Source organism: Paenibacillus sp. P46E, from assembly GCF_001909095.1.
GTDB lineage: Bacteria > Bacillota > Bacilli > Paenibacillales > Paenibacillaceae > Paenibacillus_AQ > Paenibacillus_AQ helianthi.
The window spans coordinates 1-13,850 of record NZ_LVYZ01000080.1 but is presented as its reverse complement, the minus strand read 5'-3'; the positions used below and the strand labels follow the sequence as shown (position 1 = coordinate 13,850).

Below are 13,850 nucleotides of genomic sequence, written 5' to 3'. Positions count from 1 at the left end.
GATGAAACATTTCAACGTGCCTGTAATTTGCCCTGGAGTGCAATTCGAAATGTGGCAGGAGGGAGAAACCTACTTTGATGCAGTTGCCACATTACATGATAGTTTGAGCGATGGAACACTGCGAGTAGATTTTGTCAGAATGGACCTAACTCCAGATCAAACCTCAATCATTGATGAACTTGATCGTAAAAGACGGTTGGAAATCAAAATCAGATCATTACGGCAATACATTCTAGTTGTTGGCGATATTCCAAAACTTGTAGAGCAATCTAAGGAACAATTAGAGGAGGTAACTCGGGATTTAGAGGGGGTGATCGAAGGGATTGAAGTAAAAATGACCACGTTGAGGGACGCGGCCGTTTAAGTAGCATTTTTAAAAACTCATTTACAAATTATCACACATTACTGTTCGTGGTCAATCTCAGAATAAATAATTCACAGCCACTTATACCTTGAGAAGGAGTCTGAATGGAGAAATGGCTGAAATAAAATGGATCAAATTAAGTGTGACGATGTTTGATGACGAGAAGATAAAACTGATTGAAACCATGCCTGAGGCTGACACCATCATTGTTATTTGGGTGAAGTTGTTAGCCCTTGCAGGACGTTCTAACATGGGTGGTTACATCATGTTGACCGAAACTATCCCCTACACTGAGGACATGCTTGTTTCGATGCTAAACCGCCCTTTATCGACTATCCGTATGGCATTAGCTACTTTTCAGAAATTTGGGATGTTCGAGCTTTCCGACGATGGCGTTTTCTTTCTAACCAACTGGGAGAAGCATCAAAACGTTGATGGAATGGACAAGGTTAGAATCCAAACTAATGAACGGGTACAGAAGCACAGGGCCAAAAAGAAAGGCCTGGCTCTCCCGGAAGAAGAGAAACGTTACAGTAACGTTACAGTAACGGAGTGTAACGCAACAGATATAGAAATAGAAGTAGATTTAGAACTAGATAAAGAAAAAGATAACTGCTGCTACTATGATTCCAGAAATACGGAAACCGATCCAACAGAAATTGAAACAGTTCAAAACAGCCAAGATGCCGTTCTTGCCGGGGATGCCGATTCCTACCGGAATGCTGAGGAACTAGATTACAGAAGACAAGTCGCCAATCTTTATCTGGCTCGAAGAGGAAAAGGATTAGAGATATCTGCGAAGGATGAGATCACGATAGAAGAACTCATTACAGATGGGGTGCCGATCCACATCGCACTTGCTGGTATTACGAAATCCTTTGATAATTTCAAGCCTCAGCATCGTAAGTCGGAGATTAAAAGCCTGAGTTATTGCAGTGGGGTTATATATGACCTTCATACTGCAGAATCAAAGCGTAAGGCAGATGAACCAGAAATCAAAAGCGAACATATTAAGCAAGCTGAAATGGAACAAATCAATGTCCCTACCGAGGAAGACATACAAAAAATGTTGGCGAAAATGAGGTCCAAACGCGGGGGTGAGTAAGTGAGAAGCATGGGGGAAGAAATAAAACGGATCTTGCCGGACCGATTTTTTGAGAGGAAAGCTGAGTTGACAAAACGAATAGGCGATCATCCCGAGGTCCAGCGGTTGAGGGCTGAATATCCCGAAATGGTGGACGTTAACAGGGATCTAAGCAGCCTAGGAAACCACATTGCATGCTTTGACCACTGTCAATCTTGCCCCGGCCTTAATGGCTGCTTGAATGAATTCCCTGGGCATTACAGTCATGAGGAAGTGAGCGACAAGCAATCCATGTTGATTTTCAGACTGAGAAAATGCCTAAAGTTATTGGCCTTTGAAAAACAAGCAACCAACCAAAAAAGGATTAAGAGTCACCATATACCGGCACATATCGCCAAGGCTACTTTTGAAGATCTGGAGAATGACCCACAAAGAAGGCTGGCTATTGCAGAATGCATTAACTTTTGTGCAGGATACCAAAAAGGGGTCACACGCAAAGGACTTTATCTTTATGGCCCTATGGGGGTCGGAAAGAGTCGCGTAGCTGGGGCAATTGCAAATGAAATGGCTGGGATGGGTGAGGAAGTGATTTTGGTGTACGTTCCTGAATTTCTGGAAGAAATAAAGGAATCATTTTCAACCAATGAAGTTCACTCTAAGTTAACTGCGTTGATGGAAGTGGATATTCTGATATTGGATGATATAGGTGCAGGGCAGTCCAGTTCATGGACAAGGGATGGTGTACTTAGTCCAGTGCTTAATATGAGAATGGAAACCAAACCAACAATCTTTACTTCGAATTTAACATTATCGGAGTTATCGAATTATTTCGTAACTGCAAGAGATTCCAAAAATCAAATGGATCGTAGACAACATGAGATAAATGCTGCTCGCATCATGGAACGTATTGAACCATTCGTCAAGGCATTACATGTGGGCGGCAGAAATCGCCGCAGGGAGGGTTATAACGCATGAAGATAGTTGTAGACAGTTCCTTGTTATCAGAGGCTCTTGCGGACGCTGACAAGGCTATATCACCCAAGCCAGTCATGGAGATTTTGTCCGGCATCCTCATCCAGACCACTGATGATGGGATAAATATTACAGGGGCTAGTGAACGAGCGATGATCCAGTCCTATATTCCCGAAGAGCATGTGCAGGTCATTAGACCAGGAGGAGTCGTTCTCCCGAAGATCGCGCTGGAGTTGATCAGTAAGTTGACTGGTGAGATTGAAATTGATGTCGGTAAAAATTGTGATATTACAATCCTCAACAAAAATGAAGAAATAGAAATATCGGGGTTTGATCATGAAGAATTCCCTAAGCCTCCCGATGTGAGCTGGGGTGAAACAACAATGATGCTCGGAAAGGACTTAAAGGAATTCATTAAAAAGACAGCATTCTCGGTAGCGACAGAAACGAAGATGCCTGAAATAACAGGTGTAAACATTTCGCTTTCCGATAACCAGATTAAATTCCTAGCTACAGATAGAAATAGAGTCGCTTCTTCCCGGCGGCAAATGCCCGTGAATGACTTCGGGGACGCCATTGTTGAAGCGCAAGGACTTTCTGAACTGGGGAAAATTTTGTATGACAAAGACGAAATTCAATTCGGCTTTTCAAAGCTGCAGTCGGGCGAGGTATTTGTTGTCTTCATTAAGACGGATCGATTTACTTTCTATTCAAGAGTCCTTGAAGGACGGTTTCCCGACATTGAAAGGCTGCTGTCAAAAGTAGAAACGGTATCATCTATTGAAGTGAATAAAAAGGAATTTTCAAAATCCTTAGATCTGATTTACACGCTGGCAAAGGAAGAAAAAAAGAATCAAGTTCGATTGATTGCTTCAAAAACAGAATTGACCATTCGGGGGAATGGCAAGGGAATGGGTAAAGCAAAGAGGGATCTTCAACTTCTATCACTGAAGGGAGAACCGTTCACAGTTTCATTAAATGCCAAATACATTTTTGATCTCCTCAAAGCCATCGATTCGGATATTGTCACGATCGAGTATTCCGGCAAGATGACAGCTGTAACATTCCGAGGCGAAGAAAGTGAAGGCAGCAAGTACATCATACAACCTTATCGAACAGAAATTTAACTCTAATCTATTGCTGAAACGACTTCGATAAATGATTAAACCAAGTATAACCATTGAAAAACTAAACGAAAGGAAGTTGAAAATGATTGATCTCCCTGGAATGGAAATGAAGTTTACCGTCATTAAAAATGCTGACATCGAGGAATATCTGGACGAAGGAGAAAAAAGCGATCTCTCAAGGTTACTATGGAAAATCGGTAGACTTCGGAAGCTTGATGGAAAGGTGGCTGAACAAACTCATCTCGTAATAAGCACTGATGAATCTTATGTTCAAAAGGTGGTAGATATTTTGAAGGAAAACGGCCACTGGGGCTCGGAACAAGTCCCTAATCAACTGCAATTCCAAATAGTCGATGACATACTTGTTCTACCTGAAGGTAAGGAGTAGCTATGGAGAAGCCGAAAGTATTAGATCCAGGCGAAGTTGAAACTGTCAAAAGTCCATACGGCACATATGAACGCTATTATTTATCCGAAGAAGAACTACAGAAATACCGTGAACTTCCAGAAGATACATTTTGGGACCATAACAGCAAGCCGCATGTTACACCTACCAGAAAAACAAAAGGAGCATAGAGGATTTATTCCTCTTGCTCCAACCTTAACTCTATCAATTCTTTTATATCCTTCAATTCAAGAACCTCAGCTATTTTCTCAAGATGTTCACGGTTAATTGAGGTTCGCATGTTATTGCAAATTTCGCTTACAGCAGCCCTACGAATACCCGTTTTTTCAGCCAGTTGCTTTTGAGTCCAACCTCGATCATCAATGAGTTTTTGAACATTAAGAATTATTGAAACCATGCGTTCTTCCACCTCCAATGAGTAGATTCTATCATATGAAACGTAATTCCGCAATTTCGTAATTATTGTGTTGACGATACGAAATAACGGAATTATAATGAAGATATAAATACGACATAACGAAATTAAGTAACTGATTTGGATGGGAGGGACGACTGTGGATTTAATTTCTCGACTAGAGGCCTATGTAAAAGAAGAACTACAGCCGAATTACACATACCCTATTGGACTGGTGCATACAAAGGCGTTCGAAGAAGCGGGAAAGGGTCGTTTGTATATTTGGATCGATAAGGGCGTGACGTTTGATCACAAGTTCATTGACTTGCCAGAGAAACTATACACTTCAGGAAAAATTTCCTGACCCAGAGAAAGGAAATTCCTATGAATACAAAAACGGTCAACCTTGCAGAATTAGATGATCAACCACAAGCAATCAGAGAAGCAATTGCATTCTACGCTGCTCATACCGTATTGCCAATTCATTTCACAGCAACTGAGCGCGAAAGGCATTACGCGACACTCGAACAGGCGGGGTACTTGGAACGGATATCTTAAAACCGCAGTAACAGCGCGGCGGAAGTACATTGTTATAGCCATAAAATAGATACATAGGAGGTGCAAAAGAGCATGGGAGAGCACAAAACATTCTGGAAACCTGTAAAGGAAGTCAAAGAAAAGAAGACCTACAATAGTCTTCAAAAGCAAAGTAAAGCAAAAGCCAAAAAGGAAGTTCCGGAATGGAAGAAGGATCTCCTTGCTCATCACAAACCAGGCCAAAGTTCAAAAGACCGCTGTGAGTTTACTAATGATATCACCGCAGAGCTCATAGCCGAAGCAAATGGACTCTGCCAATGCTGCAAGTCAGCACCAGATACAACCACTCACCATGTTATGCCGCGTGGCCGTAAGGGTAGGGGAGTAAAGACAAATGGTCTACGCCTTTGCTGGGAATGTCACGATAAAATTCAGACAAACGAAGAACTTCTGCAATTCTGGATTTCAGCGTTCAGAGACAAATATGGTGACCATTTCTGGTTTGATGAAAAGGACTGGGAAGAATTCAATCATAAGCAAAACGCTCTGCAGCAGAAAGAGCGCGAGAAACAAGAGCGCCAGAACCAAATCAAGCCAGTAGTTGATCTTCTTTCAACCGCTGCCGGACGGAGCCTTAAGGCCAAGGAATTACGCTTACTTCAATCCTTTGAAGATAAAGACATAGCAGTATTCGCTACTCTTATGGCAGACGTATTCGGTAAACCACTGGAAGAACCGAAGGTTTACAGCTACGGTGAGCACTTCGATGATTAAGGAGGGTTTTATTTGGCAAAGGTTCGTGATCCTGCACATATAAGGGATCTTGTAAACAAACGTGAGTTGGTGCCTATTTTTGAATCTTACGAATTAGATATATTTCGTAAATTAGAAGAGGTTGATCATCTACTAGCTCGGATATCAAGTGAAGCTGTTACTTGTGGCGTGAATGCAGGAGATTGTCGCGAATATATTCGCATCAACCTAATTGACATGATTGATCAAATAGCCGAAAAACGAGAAACAGAATGGTTGAAACAGGTGAGAAAGACCGGAATAAATACCAAGAAAGTTCGTGTAACAACGGAAAAATAATTAACTGATTACTACGAACGGGAGGATGAGCATGAAGGTAATATCCCGAAAGCAACAGGAAATCATCGACTTTATTGATAGTTACTCTTTTGAATGTCAATTCCCGCCGACTCTACGTGAGATTGCTGAAGCCATGGGCCACAAGTCATTATCGACAACTCATTCCTTTATCGAACGACTGGAAGAGAAGAAAATACTGCGCTGGAAGAGGTATCAGTCAAGAACAATAGTACTCACAAGAAAAGGGATGAATCAGGTATCTAAGGCGGCAAGAAACAAGGGGTTGAGCCAATGACTGAGCTCAGCACAGCAGCCAAGCGAATATGCCAAGACAACTACACATCAAACTGTCCGCGCTGCCCACTCCGGCCGAAATGTGTACGTAACCCCGGCCCCGGGCAAGAGGCATTGGATAGACATGTAGGTGAAGTAAATGCAGCAGCAGAGCAATTGACGAGGGAGGCACCTGGATGATCCAACAAGGAAACATACAGCCGAATCAAATCATAAATGCTGACTGCTTTGATGTCTTCCCGCAAATCAAGACCGCCAGTGTGGACATGATCTTTACGGACCTCCCTTATGGCACAACACAAAGCCCATGGGATTCGGTCCTGCCGTTTGACCAGTTGTGGGCAGCGTATGAACGGATCATCAAGGATAACGGAACGATTCTACTGTTTGCAAAGGCGCCATTTGATAAAATCCTGGCCTGCAGCAATCTCAGGCTCTACAAATACGATTGGATTTGGGAAAAGAACAAGGCAACCGGCCACCTCAACAAATCACTCATGCCGTTGCAAGCTCACGAAAACATCCTGGTATTTTACAAACGTCCGCCGATCTATAACCCGCAAATGAGCCAGGGGCACAAGCCCATGCATGCAGCGACCAATAACCACAAATCAACGGTATACGGTGATGGCGTCCCATGGAGCAACGATGCTGGATCTACCGAAAGGTACCCACGCAGCGTTCTATATTACCCGGTCGTCAACAACGATGACCCGGAGCGAATACACCCCAATCAAAAGCCGGTGCCACTCTGTGAGTACCTGATACAGACCTATACCAACCAGGGGGGGGCTTGTGCTTGATAACTGCGGAGGGAGCTGCACAACGGCTGTAGCGTCAGCGCGAACCGGGCGGGATTACATCGTGATTGAAAAAGACCCGTATTGGGCGGCAGGCGGGGAAAATCGTATTCGCAATATGCAGTTGACACTATTTTGAGGGCATAGCCCCTATAAGGAGAGAACGCAACGCATGACCCAATTAAAGAAGCGTAAGTCAAAGGCTGCAAAGTTCAGGTTGCTACAGTTTATCTCCGGGTTCCACCGGATTCATCATTATTACTGGTCCTACGGCTGGAAGTTCCCATTCATCCGGGTTGGTTACTTTCCTGCTGATTCCTTTGGACAAAAACATGGGTTCAAGAAGTTAAAAGGGCGTCGCAATGAGTACCACGATTGTACAGAAACCGGAATCTATTAAACGGGAGGGCCCAGGCCCTCTCCCCCTATAAAGGAGCTGATAAGCATGGAAAATGTATTGATTATTTGGTTAAACGGCGCACTGGCTGATGTTGCTAAGCAAACAGTGAGGTCAGCACTGAGTCGTAGCTACAGTATCGAAGACCGGGACCTGCAGCAGGTTGACAACGGATTTGAATTTATCTTTGACGATGAAACAGGCGGTAATGCACGGATTGAATTCATAAATGACGATCCGCATTTGTCGGTAAAGATCACAACGGACTTTTCGTGGGAAGCAATACCTTTGTATGACTTGGTACAGGACTGTTTTGAAGATGAAGGGGAGGCATAACCAGTATGAGCAGACAACCGAAATACCGCGCCTGGTATAAGCCGCTGGGTGTCATGATTGAGCCTGAAAAGCTGGAAATGATCAATTTTGAAGTCAAGGTATTGGGTGTTTACTTGAAAATGGACGGCAGAGGCTTCCATAAGCTGCGGCTGTCGGATTTTGAATTGATGTTATATACCGGTGTCTACGATGATCCGTTTAATGAAGATGAAGTTGAGATTGCTGACGGAGATATTATTCGGTTTGAGTGTGAAGATATCGGAACTGTTATATGCGAAGTGAAATTCCAAATATGCGAGTTCCTCTTAATTTCAAATAGCTTCCCAGATGGATTCATGAGACTGGGAGAAGCTGCTGAATTTGACCGGGAGCATTCATGGATTCCGTTCTCTCAGCGACTCGGCAACATCTATGAAAACCCGGAACTGTTCGGGTGAGAGGCGGCGAAGGCATGAAGGCCATAACCATTAAACAGCCCTGGGCGACACTGATCGCCATCGGGGAAAAGCAATTCGAAACCCGCGGCTGGTCCACGAAGCACCGGGGAGAGATAGCCATACACGCCGGGAAGAGGATAGACAAGGCCGCCTGTGAGGTACCGGAGATAAAGGCGGCGCTGGCCCGGCACGGGTACACAGCGGACAACCTGCCTACCGGTGCCGTCCTGGCGACTGCAACAATGGTATTTCCCTATCAGGTCGAGGAAGACAACGGTAGTATTGCAGTATTGTCTGATGATTCAATTGTTCAAGGTGATGAAATCTGGTTCGGGGATTTTTCTCAGGGTCGTTATGCCTGGGAACTGGCGGACGTAAAGCAGCTATCGGAGCCGGTCCCGGCCAAAGGCAAGCTCAGTTTGTGGGAGTGGGAAGGGGCACAGCCGTTATGAGTGAAGCAGGAAAAGTTTCCTTACCGGGAATTGACTCCACGAGATTACAGTCCATCAAAGATAAGCACCTTCGAATGGATAAGGAAATTTTCTGGAATGAATTAGATGTAAAACCCGGTTCTGTCCATGGAGACAGAGCGTGCTTACTCGGAATTATTGATTTTTATCAGGTTGCTTTAGAAGAGGCACAACAAGAAGTAAAAGAGTGGATAGAAGAAGCGAAGCAATGGCGCGATGAATTTATTGATAAAAACAACGAGTTGGCAGAGGCACAGCAGACCATAGCCCGGCTAACCGAGGGGATCAAAGAGATACGAGGAAAGCATGTATATGTATCAGGCCCATCAGTAGTATACGAAATGTTGGGAGCATTGGCAGATGAAAACCCGGCATGCCCAATATGCGGTAGCGGAAACACCATAGAGAATCCAACAAAGACATATATGAGACTGTGTGTGCCTTGCGATAAGACGTTCGTGGTTGGGGAAGGAGCTAAGGAATCATGACAAATGTTCCTAAATGCAAAGATTGCTCGCATTTTAGACAAGAACATGTCCGAAAGTACGACTCCTGCCATCATCCAGAAAAAAGAATCGGCGGTTTTTTTGGGAACATGGATTAAAAGCACAGAACGCCGCGCGACAAGTCCCAAATGGTGCCCATTACGTAAGGAGGCTCAGCCATGACACAGGTACAGATGATCAAAACCTTCGAGTTGCTGAACCCTGCTGAATTCTTTGGGAAAATTCTGATTGAGACACGGGACGCAGAAACTGCCGGTGCAGCTAAGTACAACTATTTTCTCGAATACAGCGATTGTCTACCAGATGTGACCTTTGGGGATTTCGTTCGGAAGGTGAAATGCAGAACTACAGGAAGCCGACAGGTAGCTCCACCGATGCCTCAACCGGACAATATTATTCCGGAAGGAAAAACCTGCGGATCATGCCTACATTGGAACCGATGCAGCGCCTTGATAGGCTGTCTGACAGGCGATGAAACTATTTGTGATTTCGCACCAATCCGGTACAGAGAAGCGCCGATCGACCCCAGATAGAGGGCAGAGGCTGCTTATATGGTACTAAGCCAAGTAAGGAAGTAGTAGACGCATATTGCGTATTAGGGAAGAGAAATTCGCTTTGATAACGAAATGATGTTTTTGTCCTTATCATCACCATGGTCAGCATTTTCTTCTATATCTTTTTTCTCGTCGTGAAACTCAACAGGAGATTGGGCCGTGATGTAGTCAAACGGAGTGTAATTATTACTTGGTAATTTTCTTGTGATTAATGCCTTGACGAGGATGAAACCTAATAAGATATTGAAAAAACCGAATGCTCCAAACAACAAGTATTGTACTAAGTTCATTGTTAACACCGCCTTTGTTTGATTTTATATTTGAATGTTAATATTTTCAAGTTGCAAGGTTGCTGAGTGCTATTCATTCGACCGAGATTTGAACAGTACGAGAGTACCGGGCCGTTGACGCATACTGCGAAGAAAGCAGGATACGTTTCTCCTATCGCTTTCAAGTTATTAGACTATAGTTCGTTAATTGCTTGAACAACTAGTTCCAACGCTTTAAGTCTTCTTTCTAAAAGCGTTCTTTGTGGACTACCGATCTTTGACTTAGCATAACTGTTCTCAACTGACGGGGTTAAACCAATAAGAACTTTTCGGGCCTCTACTAAATCTTCATGTGTGTATTGATGAGGTTTTTGATTCCAGATGTTTTCTAGAATAGCTAAGCCGATGTAAACAGCATTGAGTCGTTTCTTTACTAGGGTTGTATTTGCGCCATTTTGAGTCATCTGGGACAAGGCGTTCTCGAGTTTTTTGATTGTAGATTGCAAAGATCTTATTGATTCCAATTTCTCTACATTAGATACATCTTCCATATGTATATACTGTCCTTTCTTCGCTTCCAAATTATTATATTGAGCACTGTATTTCAATAGGTCCTACTTTTTCTCTTATAAAATTATATACCAGGACGATAGGCCACCGATACGACCGAAAAACCCAACGAAGTGGGGGCCGATACCCGGCTCTCCCCTATAACAAGGAGGATATAACCATGGCGATAATTTTAGACGCTTGCTGCGGAAGCCGAATGTTCTGGTTCGACAAGCAGCAGCCAGACACCATATACATGGACAATCGTGAACTGTCAGACGTTTTGTGCGATGGTCGCACTCTGAATGTTAGCCCAGACGTTGTTGCAGACTTTCGAGCAATGCCGTTTGAAGATGAATCATTTTACTTGGTCGTATTCGACCCCCCACATTTGGTTAAAGCCGGAGAAGAATCGTGGTTGGCCAAGAAGTACGGAAAGTTGAATGAAATGTGGCAGTTCGACATTAGACAAGGATTTACTGAGTGCATGCGGGTTCTTAAACCAAACGGTACATTAATTTTCAAGTGGAACGAGGATCAAGTGTCTCTGAGTGAAGTCCTGAAAGCCATCGGGTACAAGCCACTATTCGGAAATAAACGCAGTAAAACGCACTGGTTGGTATTTATGAAATTTGAGGAGGTACACCCCCAATGACCACACTCGTTAAGACTCAATCATGCCCTTACTGTGGAACGGATGTAGATGACTCACATGCCGAGTGGGAAGAAGGAACCCATACGATAGAGTGTGACAGATGCCATCAAGAGTATTCTGTCACCACTGAGTATGAATTTCTCGGCTGGGATATTGAAAAAGTATGTCATGGATGCGGAGAGATCGAGAGTGAATGCTATTGCGATGAGCCGCAATTGACCAAGGAGAGTGACCCCCAATGACCAAAACACCCCGGGACTGGCAAAATGATATGGAGATGTGCGAGGCACAGGAAGGCGAACAATGGTTCAACAACGGCAACCGTCTGGAAGAATACGACAGGTTGACTGAAGAAGGGTGCCGCCCAATAGCAGAGTTTGAACGAGAAGGAGAGGCTGTGTTTGCTGCTGAATGTCGTGAAGCCCTTCCCTACTGGCTCCAAAAAGCCAAGACACTGAAAGAAACTATCGAAATGGCAATGAACGAATACCACCTATGGCAGAGTGGAGATTCCGCAGCTCCGATGATGTACGGAATTCTTGAACAAGCCATGTCCACCCTTTACCCAGATACCCCAGCACCCTCACCTGACTATATTGATGTTAAATTTCCAAGGGCCATAAATGAGTCATGGGCTTTCATTAAAGGGGATGGAAGTTTCACTGGCCCGCAGCTAAAACAGTGGACTAATGATTTAGGCCCGGACCTGAGTCAGCAGATATTAAGAGTGCTGATACAAACCATATGGGCAGATTATGGCGGCAAGGCTACCCAGGTGGATACACCGGAGATTATCGCAAGGCATATTGACGAATGGCACGAAGATTTTGGGGATGTGCTCTGGTGGGAGTTTCCGGTTTGTGAGCCTCCATACTGTGGAACTCCAATAGATGTAGACTGGCCGGGATATCACACTCACTGGACGCCACTCACGATTCCAGCAGCCCCAGCACCCAAGGAGGGCACACCGGATGCAAGTGTCGATTAACGTAGTATGCACCTGCGGAGCGAAGATGACGGTAACGCCGCCGGCAGCAATCCATAGTTCACCAAAGCACCTGAGAAAATTCCAGTTAAACTGCTGCTATTGTGAAGGTTTGATAGGAACATTTGAAGTGAATATCGGAGATCGAACAGATCAGTAGTTTGGCTGTACTTAACTTATAAGGGGGCATAGACACATGTGGCAAATCAGAATTTATGATCGGAATCATTTCTGGGATGACAATTATGACCTGATGGAACTTGTGAAAGAAGTAGAGGTAGAACCTGAATTCGGAGAAACATTTGAGATCAACGGCAAAACATATCGGTGCTGCGGTAAAAGCCTTCAGGCAAAAGTCTTAGGCGTAGAAGAAATAACTATTAATCAAGAGCCTGACGAAGAGTGTGGCGACGAACTGATCTGCCCTTACTGTGGTCATGAGCAAGGAGACGCATGGGAATTGAGTGCAGATAGCGACAAGATGGAATGCGGGAGCTGTGGTTCAGAAATTGAATATGAGCGAGAGTATTCAGTCTCGTACACTGTCAAGCCAGTAAAAATGTGCGATGTTGTGAAATTGTAATTCAGGGGCCAGACCCCAAAGGGAGAGGATACACGATGGACGACAAAATCGAATTACGGATGTGGGATACAGAAGAAAAGCAGTTTATGAGCCATTCTCGCGTTTTAGAGAGTCGGGTGTCTGATATCGAAAAGAACGGACAAGAAAGATTCATTTTCCAGCAATACACTGGCTTGAACGACAAAGACGGCCGGAAGATATATGCAGGGGATATCGTCAAGCATGAAGACTTTTCTATTGGGTGCACGATCGACTTAAACATTACTGGTGTAGTAAAAATGGTAGACGGTTCATGGTGCGTAGAGAGAGGCGATAACGGAGATTACCTGTTCACGGAGACAGGTACGAATGAAGTCATAGGTTCGATATTTGAGAATCCGGAACTACTAGAGGTATAAGGGGGAGAAGAGGATATGAGCAGCACAGAAATTAAATCATCTGCTGATGAGGGACTAACCAATATCATTGCTCAGGCACTACAAGTGTTCCCGAAGTCATTTGTAAATCGCAGTAACGAAATTATCTTAGAACCTAAAAATAACGTCTACTTTCGTTTAGTCGATGTTCGTTCGGAATTGGACTTCAAGTGCAAAATGTTTGCCTGGGTGTCGCGGCCGATCGCTAAGAGCTTAAACAAGTATTGGGCGCTGCGGGTTCTAAGAAGTTTTAATGAGTTGTTGGGTACTAACTTCACCAAAGATGAAATGTACGAAATTTACGATCAGTTGGGAAACGATATAAACCGGAAGTTGACAGTGCAGTTCGTTGAATCTGGGTACGACATGACGTTATTGATACGAAATTAACACATTGGCCGTCAGGACATCGAATAGCGAACAAATAATCCCAGTGCAGTGAGGCTGAAGAGGGTTACCCCATCAGCCCCAGCAAAAGTTAATATTGATTACTTTCTTTTATATTTTGAATTCAAACGCTCTTCACGTATTCTTTCGATTTTTTGACTTTTTTCTTTCTCTTTTTTATCGGATTCCTCATTTAGCTTAATTAAATAGTCAAAAGTTTTTATCAATCTTGAAAC

The 13,850-nt window shown here is 43.9% G+C and carries 26 protein-coding genes; 23 read left to right on the top strand and 3 right to left on the bottom strand.

Features of this window, described 5'->3' with window-relative positions:
- Position 1 precedes the first annotated feature (1 nt).
- The 6 genes from A3849_RS28430 to A3849_RS28405 all read left to right on the top strand — a co-directional run bounded on the left by A3849_RS28430 (position 2) and on the right by A3849_RS28405 (position 4,123).
- Complete coding sequence (locus A3849_RS28430) at positions 2-364, top strand: hypothetical protein (RefSeq protein ID WP_074114441.1); 363 nt, start codon at positions 2-4, stop codon at positions 362-364.
- Between the two features lie 112 nt (positions 365-476).
- Positions 477-1,469 (top strand): phage replisome organizer N-terminal domain-containing protein, encoded by a 993-nt coding sequence (locus A3849_RS28425; protein ID WP_074114440.1) that lies wholly within the window; start codon positions 477-479, stop codon positions 1,467-1,469.
- Between the two features lie 9 nt (positions 1,470-1,478).
- Positions 1,479-2,423: an ATP-binding protein gene (locus A3849_RS28420; RefSeq protein ID WP_256701047.1), complete on the top strand. Its 945-nt coding sequence runs from the start codon at positions 1,479-1,481 to the stop codon at positions 2,421-2,423.
- The gene (dnaN, locus tag A3849_RS28415) at positions 2,420-3,547 is read left to right on the top strand and encodes a DNA polymerase III subunit beta (protein WP_074114438.1); all 1,128 of its coding nucleotides are present in this window, start codon (positions 2,420-2,422) and stop codon (positions 3,545-3,547) included. The genes A3849_RS28420 and dnaN overlap by 4 nt, the downstream gene beginning before the upstream one ends.
- 82 nt (positions 3,548-3,629) lie before the next feature.
- Positions 3,630-3,935 (top strand): hypothetical protein, encoded by a 306-nt coding sequence (locus A3849_RS28410; RefSeq protein ID WP_143191923.1) that lies wholly within the window; start codon positions 3,630-3,632, stop codon positions 3,933-3,935.
- 2 nt (positions 3,936-3,937) lie between these two features.
- Complete coding sequence (locus A3849_RS28405; protein ID WP_074114437.1) at positions 3,938-4,123, top strand: hypothetical protein; 186 nt, start codon at positions 3,938-3,940, stop codon at positions 4,121-4,123.
- Positions 4,124-4,128: 5 nt separating this feature from the next.
- Here A3849_RS28405 and A3849_RS28400 read toward each other — a convergent pair whose 3' ends face one another.
- Positions 4,129-4,350: a helix-turn-helix domain-containing protein gene (locus A3849_RS28400; protein ID WP_074114436.1), complete on the bottom strand. Its 222-nt coding sequence runs from the start codon at positions 4,348-4,350 to the stop codon at positions 4,129-4,131.
- Positions 4,351-4,507: 157 nt separating this feature from the next.
- On the opposite strand from A3849_RS28400, the gene A3849_RS28395 reads away from it, so the two are divergent.
- The 11 genes from A3849_RS28395 to A3849_RS28345 all read left to right on the top strand — a co-directional run bounded on the left by A3849_RS28395 (position 4,508) and on the right by A3849_RS28345 (position 9,749).
- Positions 4,508-4,711 carry a hypothetical protein gene (locus tag A3849_RS28395; RefSeq protein WP_074114435.1) on the top strand — a complete coding sequence of 68 codons (204 nt, stop codon included), beginning with the start codon at positions 4,508-4,510 and terminating at the stop codon, positions 4,709-4,711.
- A 20-nt stretch (positions 4,712-4,731) separates the two neighbouring features.
- The gene (locus tag A3849_RS33190; protein ID WP_178382830.1) at positions 4,732-4,905 is read left to right on the top strand and encodes a hypothetical protein; all 174 of its coding nucleotides are present in this window, start codon (positions 4,732-4,734) and stop codon (positions 4,903-4,905) included.
- A 72-nt stretch (positions 4,906-4,977) separates the two neighbouring features.
- Positions 4,978-5,658: an HNH endonuclease gene (locus tag A3849_RS28390; protein ID WP_074114434.1), complete on the top strand. Its 681-nt coding sequence runs from the start codon at positions 4,978-4,980 to the stop codon at positions 5,656-5,658.
- Positions 5,659-5,670: 12 nt separating this feature from the next.
- Positions 5,671-5,976, top strand: a complete 306-nt coding sequence (locus tag A3849_RS28385; RefSeq protein WP_074114433.1) for a hypothetical protein — start codon at positions 5,671-5,673, stop codon at positions 5,974-5,976.
- Between the two features lie 31 nt (positions 5,977-6,007).
- Positions 6,008-6,271, top strand: a complete 264-nt coding sequence (locus tag A3849_RS28380; RefSeq protein ID WP_074114432.1) for a LexA family protein — start codon at positions 6,008-6,010, stop codon at positions 6,269-6,271.
- 175 nt (positions 6,272-6,446) lie between these two features.
- Positions 6,447-7,073, top strand: coding sequence for a DNA methyltransferase (locus A3849_RS28375; RefSeq protein WP_218619273.1), 627 nt, complete (start codon positions 6,447-6,449; stop codon positions 7,071-7,073).
- 442 nt (positions 7,074-7,515) lie between these two features.
- Positions 7,516-7,803 (top strand): hypothetical protein, encoded by a 288-nt coding sequence (locus A3849_RS28365; protein ID WP_074114430.1) that lies wholly within the window; start codon positions 7,516-7,518, stop codon positions 7,801-7,803.
- 5 nt (positions 7,804-7,808) lie between these two features.
- Positions 7,809-8,240, top strand: coding sequence for a YopX family protein (locus A3849_RS28360; RefSeq protein WP_074114429.1), 432 nt, complete (start codon positions 7,809-7,811; stop codon positions 8,238-8,240).
- A 14-nt stretch (positions 8,241-8,254) separates the two neighbouring features.
- The gene (locus A3849_RS28355; protein WP_074114428.1) at positions 8,255-8,692 is read left to right on the top strand and encodes an ASCH domain-containing protein; all 438 of its coding nucleotides are present in this window, start codon (positions 8,255-8,257) and stop codon (positions 8,690-8,692) included.
- Positions 8,689-9,198, top strand: coding sequence for a hypothetical protein (locus A3849_RS28350; RefSeq protein WP_074114427.1), 510 nt, complete (start codon positions 8,689-8,691; stop codon positions 9,196-9,198). The genes A3849_RS28355 and A3849_RS28350 overlap by 4 nt, the downstream gene beginning before the upstream one ends.
- 176 nt (positions 9,199-9,374) lie before the next feature.
- Positions 9,375-9,749, top strand: a complete 375-nt coding sequence (locus A3849_RS28345) for a hypothetical protein (RefSeq protein ID WP_074114426.1) — start codon at positions 9,375-9,377, stop codon at positions 9,747-9,749.
- Between the two features lie 62 nt (positions 9,750-9,811).
- Here A3849_RS28345 and A3849_RS28340 read toward each other — a convergent pair whose 3' ends face one another.
- Both A3849_RS28340 and A3849_RS28335 read right to left on the bottom strand, forming a co-directional pair.
- The gene (locus A3849_RS28340) at positions 9,812-10,060 is read right to left on the bottom strand and encodes a DUF3951 domain-containing protein (RefSeq protein WP_074084749.1); all 249 of its coding nucleotides are present in this window, start codon (positions 10,058-10,060) and stop codon (positions 9,812-9,814) included.
- 173 nt (positions 10,061-10,233) lie between these two features.
- Positions 10,234-10,590: a hypothetical protein gene (locus A3849_RS28335; RefSeq protein WP_074084750.1), complete on the bottom strand. Its 357-nt coding sequence runs from the start codon at positions 10,588-10,590 to the stop codon at positions 10,234-10,236.
- A 179-nt stretch (positions 10,591-10,769) separates the two neighbouring features.
- Here A3849_RS28335 and A3849_RS28330 point away from each other — a divergent pair, with 179 nt between their 5' ends.
- The 6 genes from A3849_RS28330 to A3849_RS28305 all read left to right on the top strand — a co-directional run bounded on the left by A3849_RS28330 (position 10,770) and on the right by A3849_RS28305 (position 13,617).
- Complete coding sequence (locus A3849_RS28330; protein WP_074114425.1) at positions 10,770-11,243, top strand: class I SAM-dependent methyltransferase; 474 nt, start codon at positions 10,770-10,772, stop codon at positions 11,241-11,243.
- Positions 11,240-11,485, top strand: a complete 246-nt coding sequence (locus A3849_RS28325) for a hypothetical protein (protein WP_074114424.1) — start codon at positions 11,240-11,242, stop codon at positions 11,483-11,485. The genes A3849_RS28330 and A3849_RS28325 overlap by 4 nt, the downstream gene beginning before the upstream one ends.
- Entirely contained in the window at positions 11,482-12,231 is a 750-nt protein-coding gene (locus A3849_RS28320) for a hypothetical protein (protein ID WP_074114423.1), read from the top strand. Before A3849_RS28325 ends, A3849_RS28320 begins: the two co-directional genes overlap by 4 nt.
- Before the next feature lie 193 nt (positions 12,232-12,424).
- Complete coding sequence (locus tag A3849_RS28315) at positions 12,425-12,811, top strand: hypothetical protein (protein WP_074114422.1); 387 nt, start codon at positions 12,425-12,427, stop codon at positions 12,809-12,811.
- A gap of 35 nt (positions 12,812-12,846) precedes the next feature.
- Entirely contained in the window at positions 12,847-13,209 is a 363-nt protein-coding gene (locus tag A3849_RS28310) for a YopX family protein (RefSeq protein ID WP_074114421.1), read from the top strand.
- 15 nt (positions 13,210-13,224) lie between these two features.
- Positions 13,225-13,617, top strand: coding sequence for a hypothetical protein (locus A3849_RS28305; RefSeq protein WP_074114420.1), 393 nt, complete (start codon positions 13,225-13,227; stop codon positions 13,615-13,617).
- Positions 13,618-13,850 lie beyond the last annotated feature (233 nt).

What these genes read in the sequence shown, in the direction of transcription:
- A3849_RS28430 (WP_074114441.1), top strand. Translation starts at nt 2, where the DNA reads ATGAAACATTTCAACGTGCCTGTAATTTGCCCTGGAGTGCAATTCGAA.
- A3849_RS28425 (WP_074114440.1), top strand. Translation starts at nt 477, where the DNA reads ATGGCTGAAATAAAATGGATCAAATTAAGTGTGACGATGTTTGATGAC.
- A3849_RS28420 (WP_256701047.1), top strand. Translation starts at nt 1,479, where the DNA reads ATGGGGGAAGAAATAAAACGGATCTTGCCGGACCGATTTTTTGAGAGG.
- dnaN (WP_074114438.1), top strand. Translation starts at nt 2,420, where the DNA reads ATGAAGATAGTTGTAGACAGTTCCTTGTTATCAGAGGCTCTTGCGGAC.
- A3849_RS28410 (WP_143191923.1), top strand. Translation starts at nt 3,630, where the DNA reads ATGATTGATCTCCCTGGAATGGAAATGAAGTTTACCGTCATTAAAAAT.
- A3849_RS28405 (WP_074114437.1), top strand. Translation starts at nt 3,938, where the DNA reads ATGGAGAAGCCGAAAGTATTAGATCCAGGCGAAGTTGAAACTGTCAAA.
- A3849_RS28400 (WP_074114436.1), bottom strand. Translation starts at nt 4,350, where the DNA reads ATGGTTTCAATAATTCTTAATGTTCAAAAACTCATTGATGATCGAGGT.
- A3849_RS33190 (WP_178382830.1), top strand. Translation starts at nt 4,732, where the DNA reads ATGAATACAAAAACGGTCAACCTTGCAGAATTAGATGATCAACCACAA.
- A3849_RS28390 (WP_074114434.1), top strand. Translation starts at nt 4,978, where the DNA reads ATGGGAGAGCACAAAACATTCTGGAAACCTGTAAAGGAAGTCAAAGAA.
- A3849_RS28380 (WP_074114432.1), top strand. Translation starts at nt 6,008, where the DNA reads ATGAAGGTAATATCCCGAAAGCAACAGGAAATCATCGACTTTATTGAT.
- A3849_RS28375 (WP_218619273.1), top strand. Translation starts at nt 6,447, where the DNA reads ATGATCCAACAAGGAAACATACAGCCGAATCAAATCATAAATGCTGAC.
- A3849_RS28365 (WP_074114430.1), top strand. Translation starts at nt 7,516, where the DNA reads ATGGAAAATGTATTGATTATTTGGTTAAACGGCGCACTGGCTGATGTT.
- A3849_RS28360 (WP_074114429.1), top strand. Translation starts at nt 7,809, where the DNA reads ATGAGCAGACAACCGAAATACCGCGCCTGGTATAAGCCGCTGGGTGTC.
- A3849_RS28355 (WP_074114428.1), top strand. Translation starts at nt 8,255, where the DNA reads ATGAAGGCCATAACCATTAAACAGCCCTGGGCGACACTGATCGCCATC.
- A3849_RS28350 (WP_074114427.1), top strand. Translation starts at nt 8,689, where the DNA reads ATGAGTGAAGCAGGAAAAGTTTCCTTACCGGGAATTGACTCCACGAGA.
- A3849_RS28345 (WP_074114426.1), top strand. Translation starts at nt 9,375, where the DNA reads ATGACACAGGTACAGATGATCAAAACCTTCGAGTTGCTGAACCCTGCT.
- A3849_RS28340 (WP_074084749.1), bottom strand. Translation starts at nt 10,060, where the DNA reads ATGAACTTAGTACAATACTTGTTGTTTGGAGCATTCGGTTTTTTCAAT.
- A3849_RS28335 (WP_074084750.1), bottom strand. Translation starts at nt 10,590, where the DNA reads ATGGAAGATGTATCTAATGTAGAGAAATTGGAATCAATAAGATCTTTG.
- A3849_RS28330 (WP_074114425.1), top strand. Translation starts at nt 10,770, where the DNA reads ATGGCGATAATTTTAGACGCTTGCTGCGGAAGCCGAATGTTCTGGTTC.
- A3849_RS28325 (WP_074114424.1), top strand. Translation starts at nt 11,240, where the DNA reads ATGACCACACTCGTTAAGACTCAATCATGCCCTTACTGTGGAACGGAT.
- A3849_RS28320 (WP_074114423.1), top strand. Translation starts at nt 11,482, where the DNA reads ATGACCAAAACACCCCGGGACTGGCAAAATGATATGGAGATGTGCGAG.
- A3849_RS28315 (WP_074114422.1), top strand. Translation starts at nt 12,425, where the DNA reads ATGTGGCAAATCAGAATTTATGATCGGAATCATTTCTGGGATGACAAT.
- A3849_RS28310 (WP_074114421.1), top strand. Translation starts at nt 12,847, where the DNA reads ATGGACGACAAAATCGAATTACGGATGTGGGATACAGAAGAAAAGCAG.
- A3849_RS28305 (WP_074114420.1), top strand. Translation starts at nt 13,225, where the DNA reads ATGAGCAGCACAGAAATTAAATCATCTGCTGATGAGGGACTAACCAAT.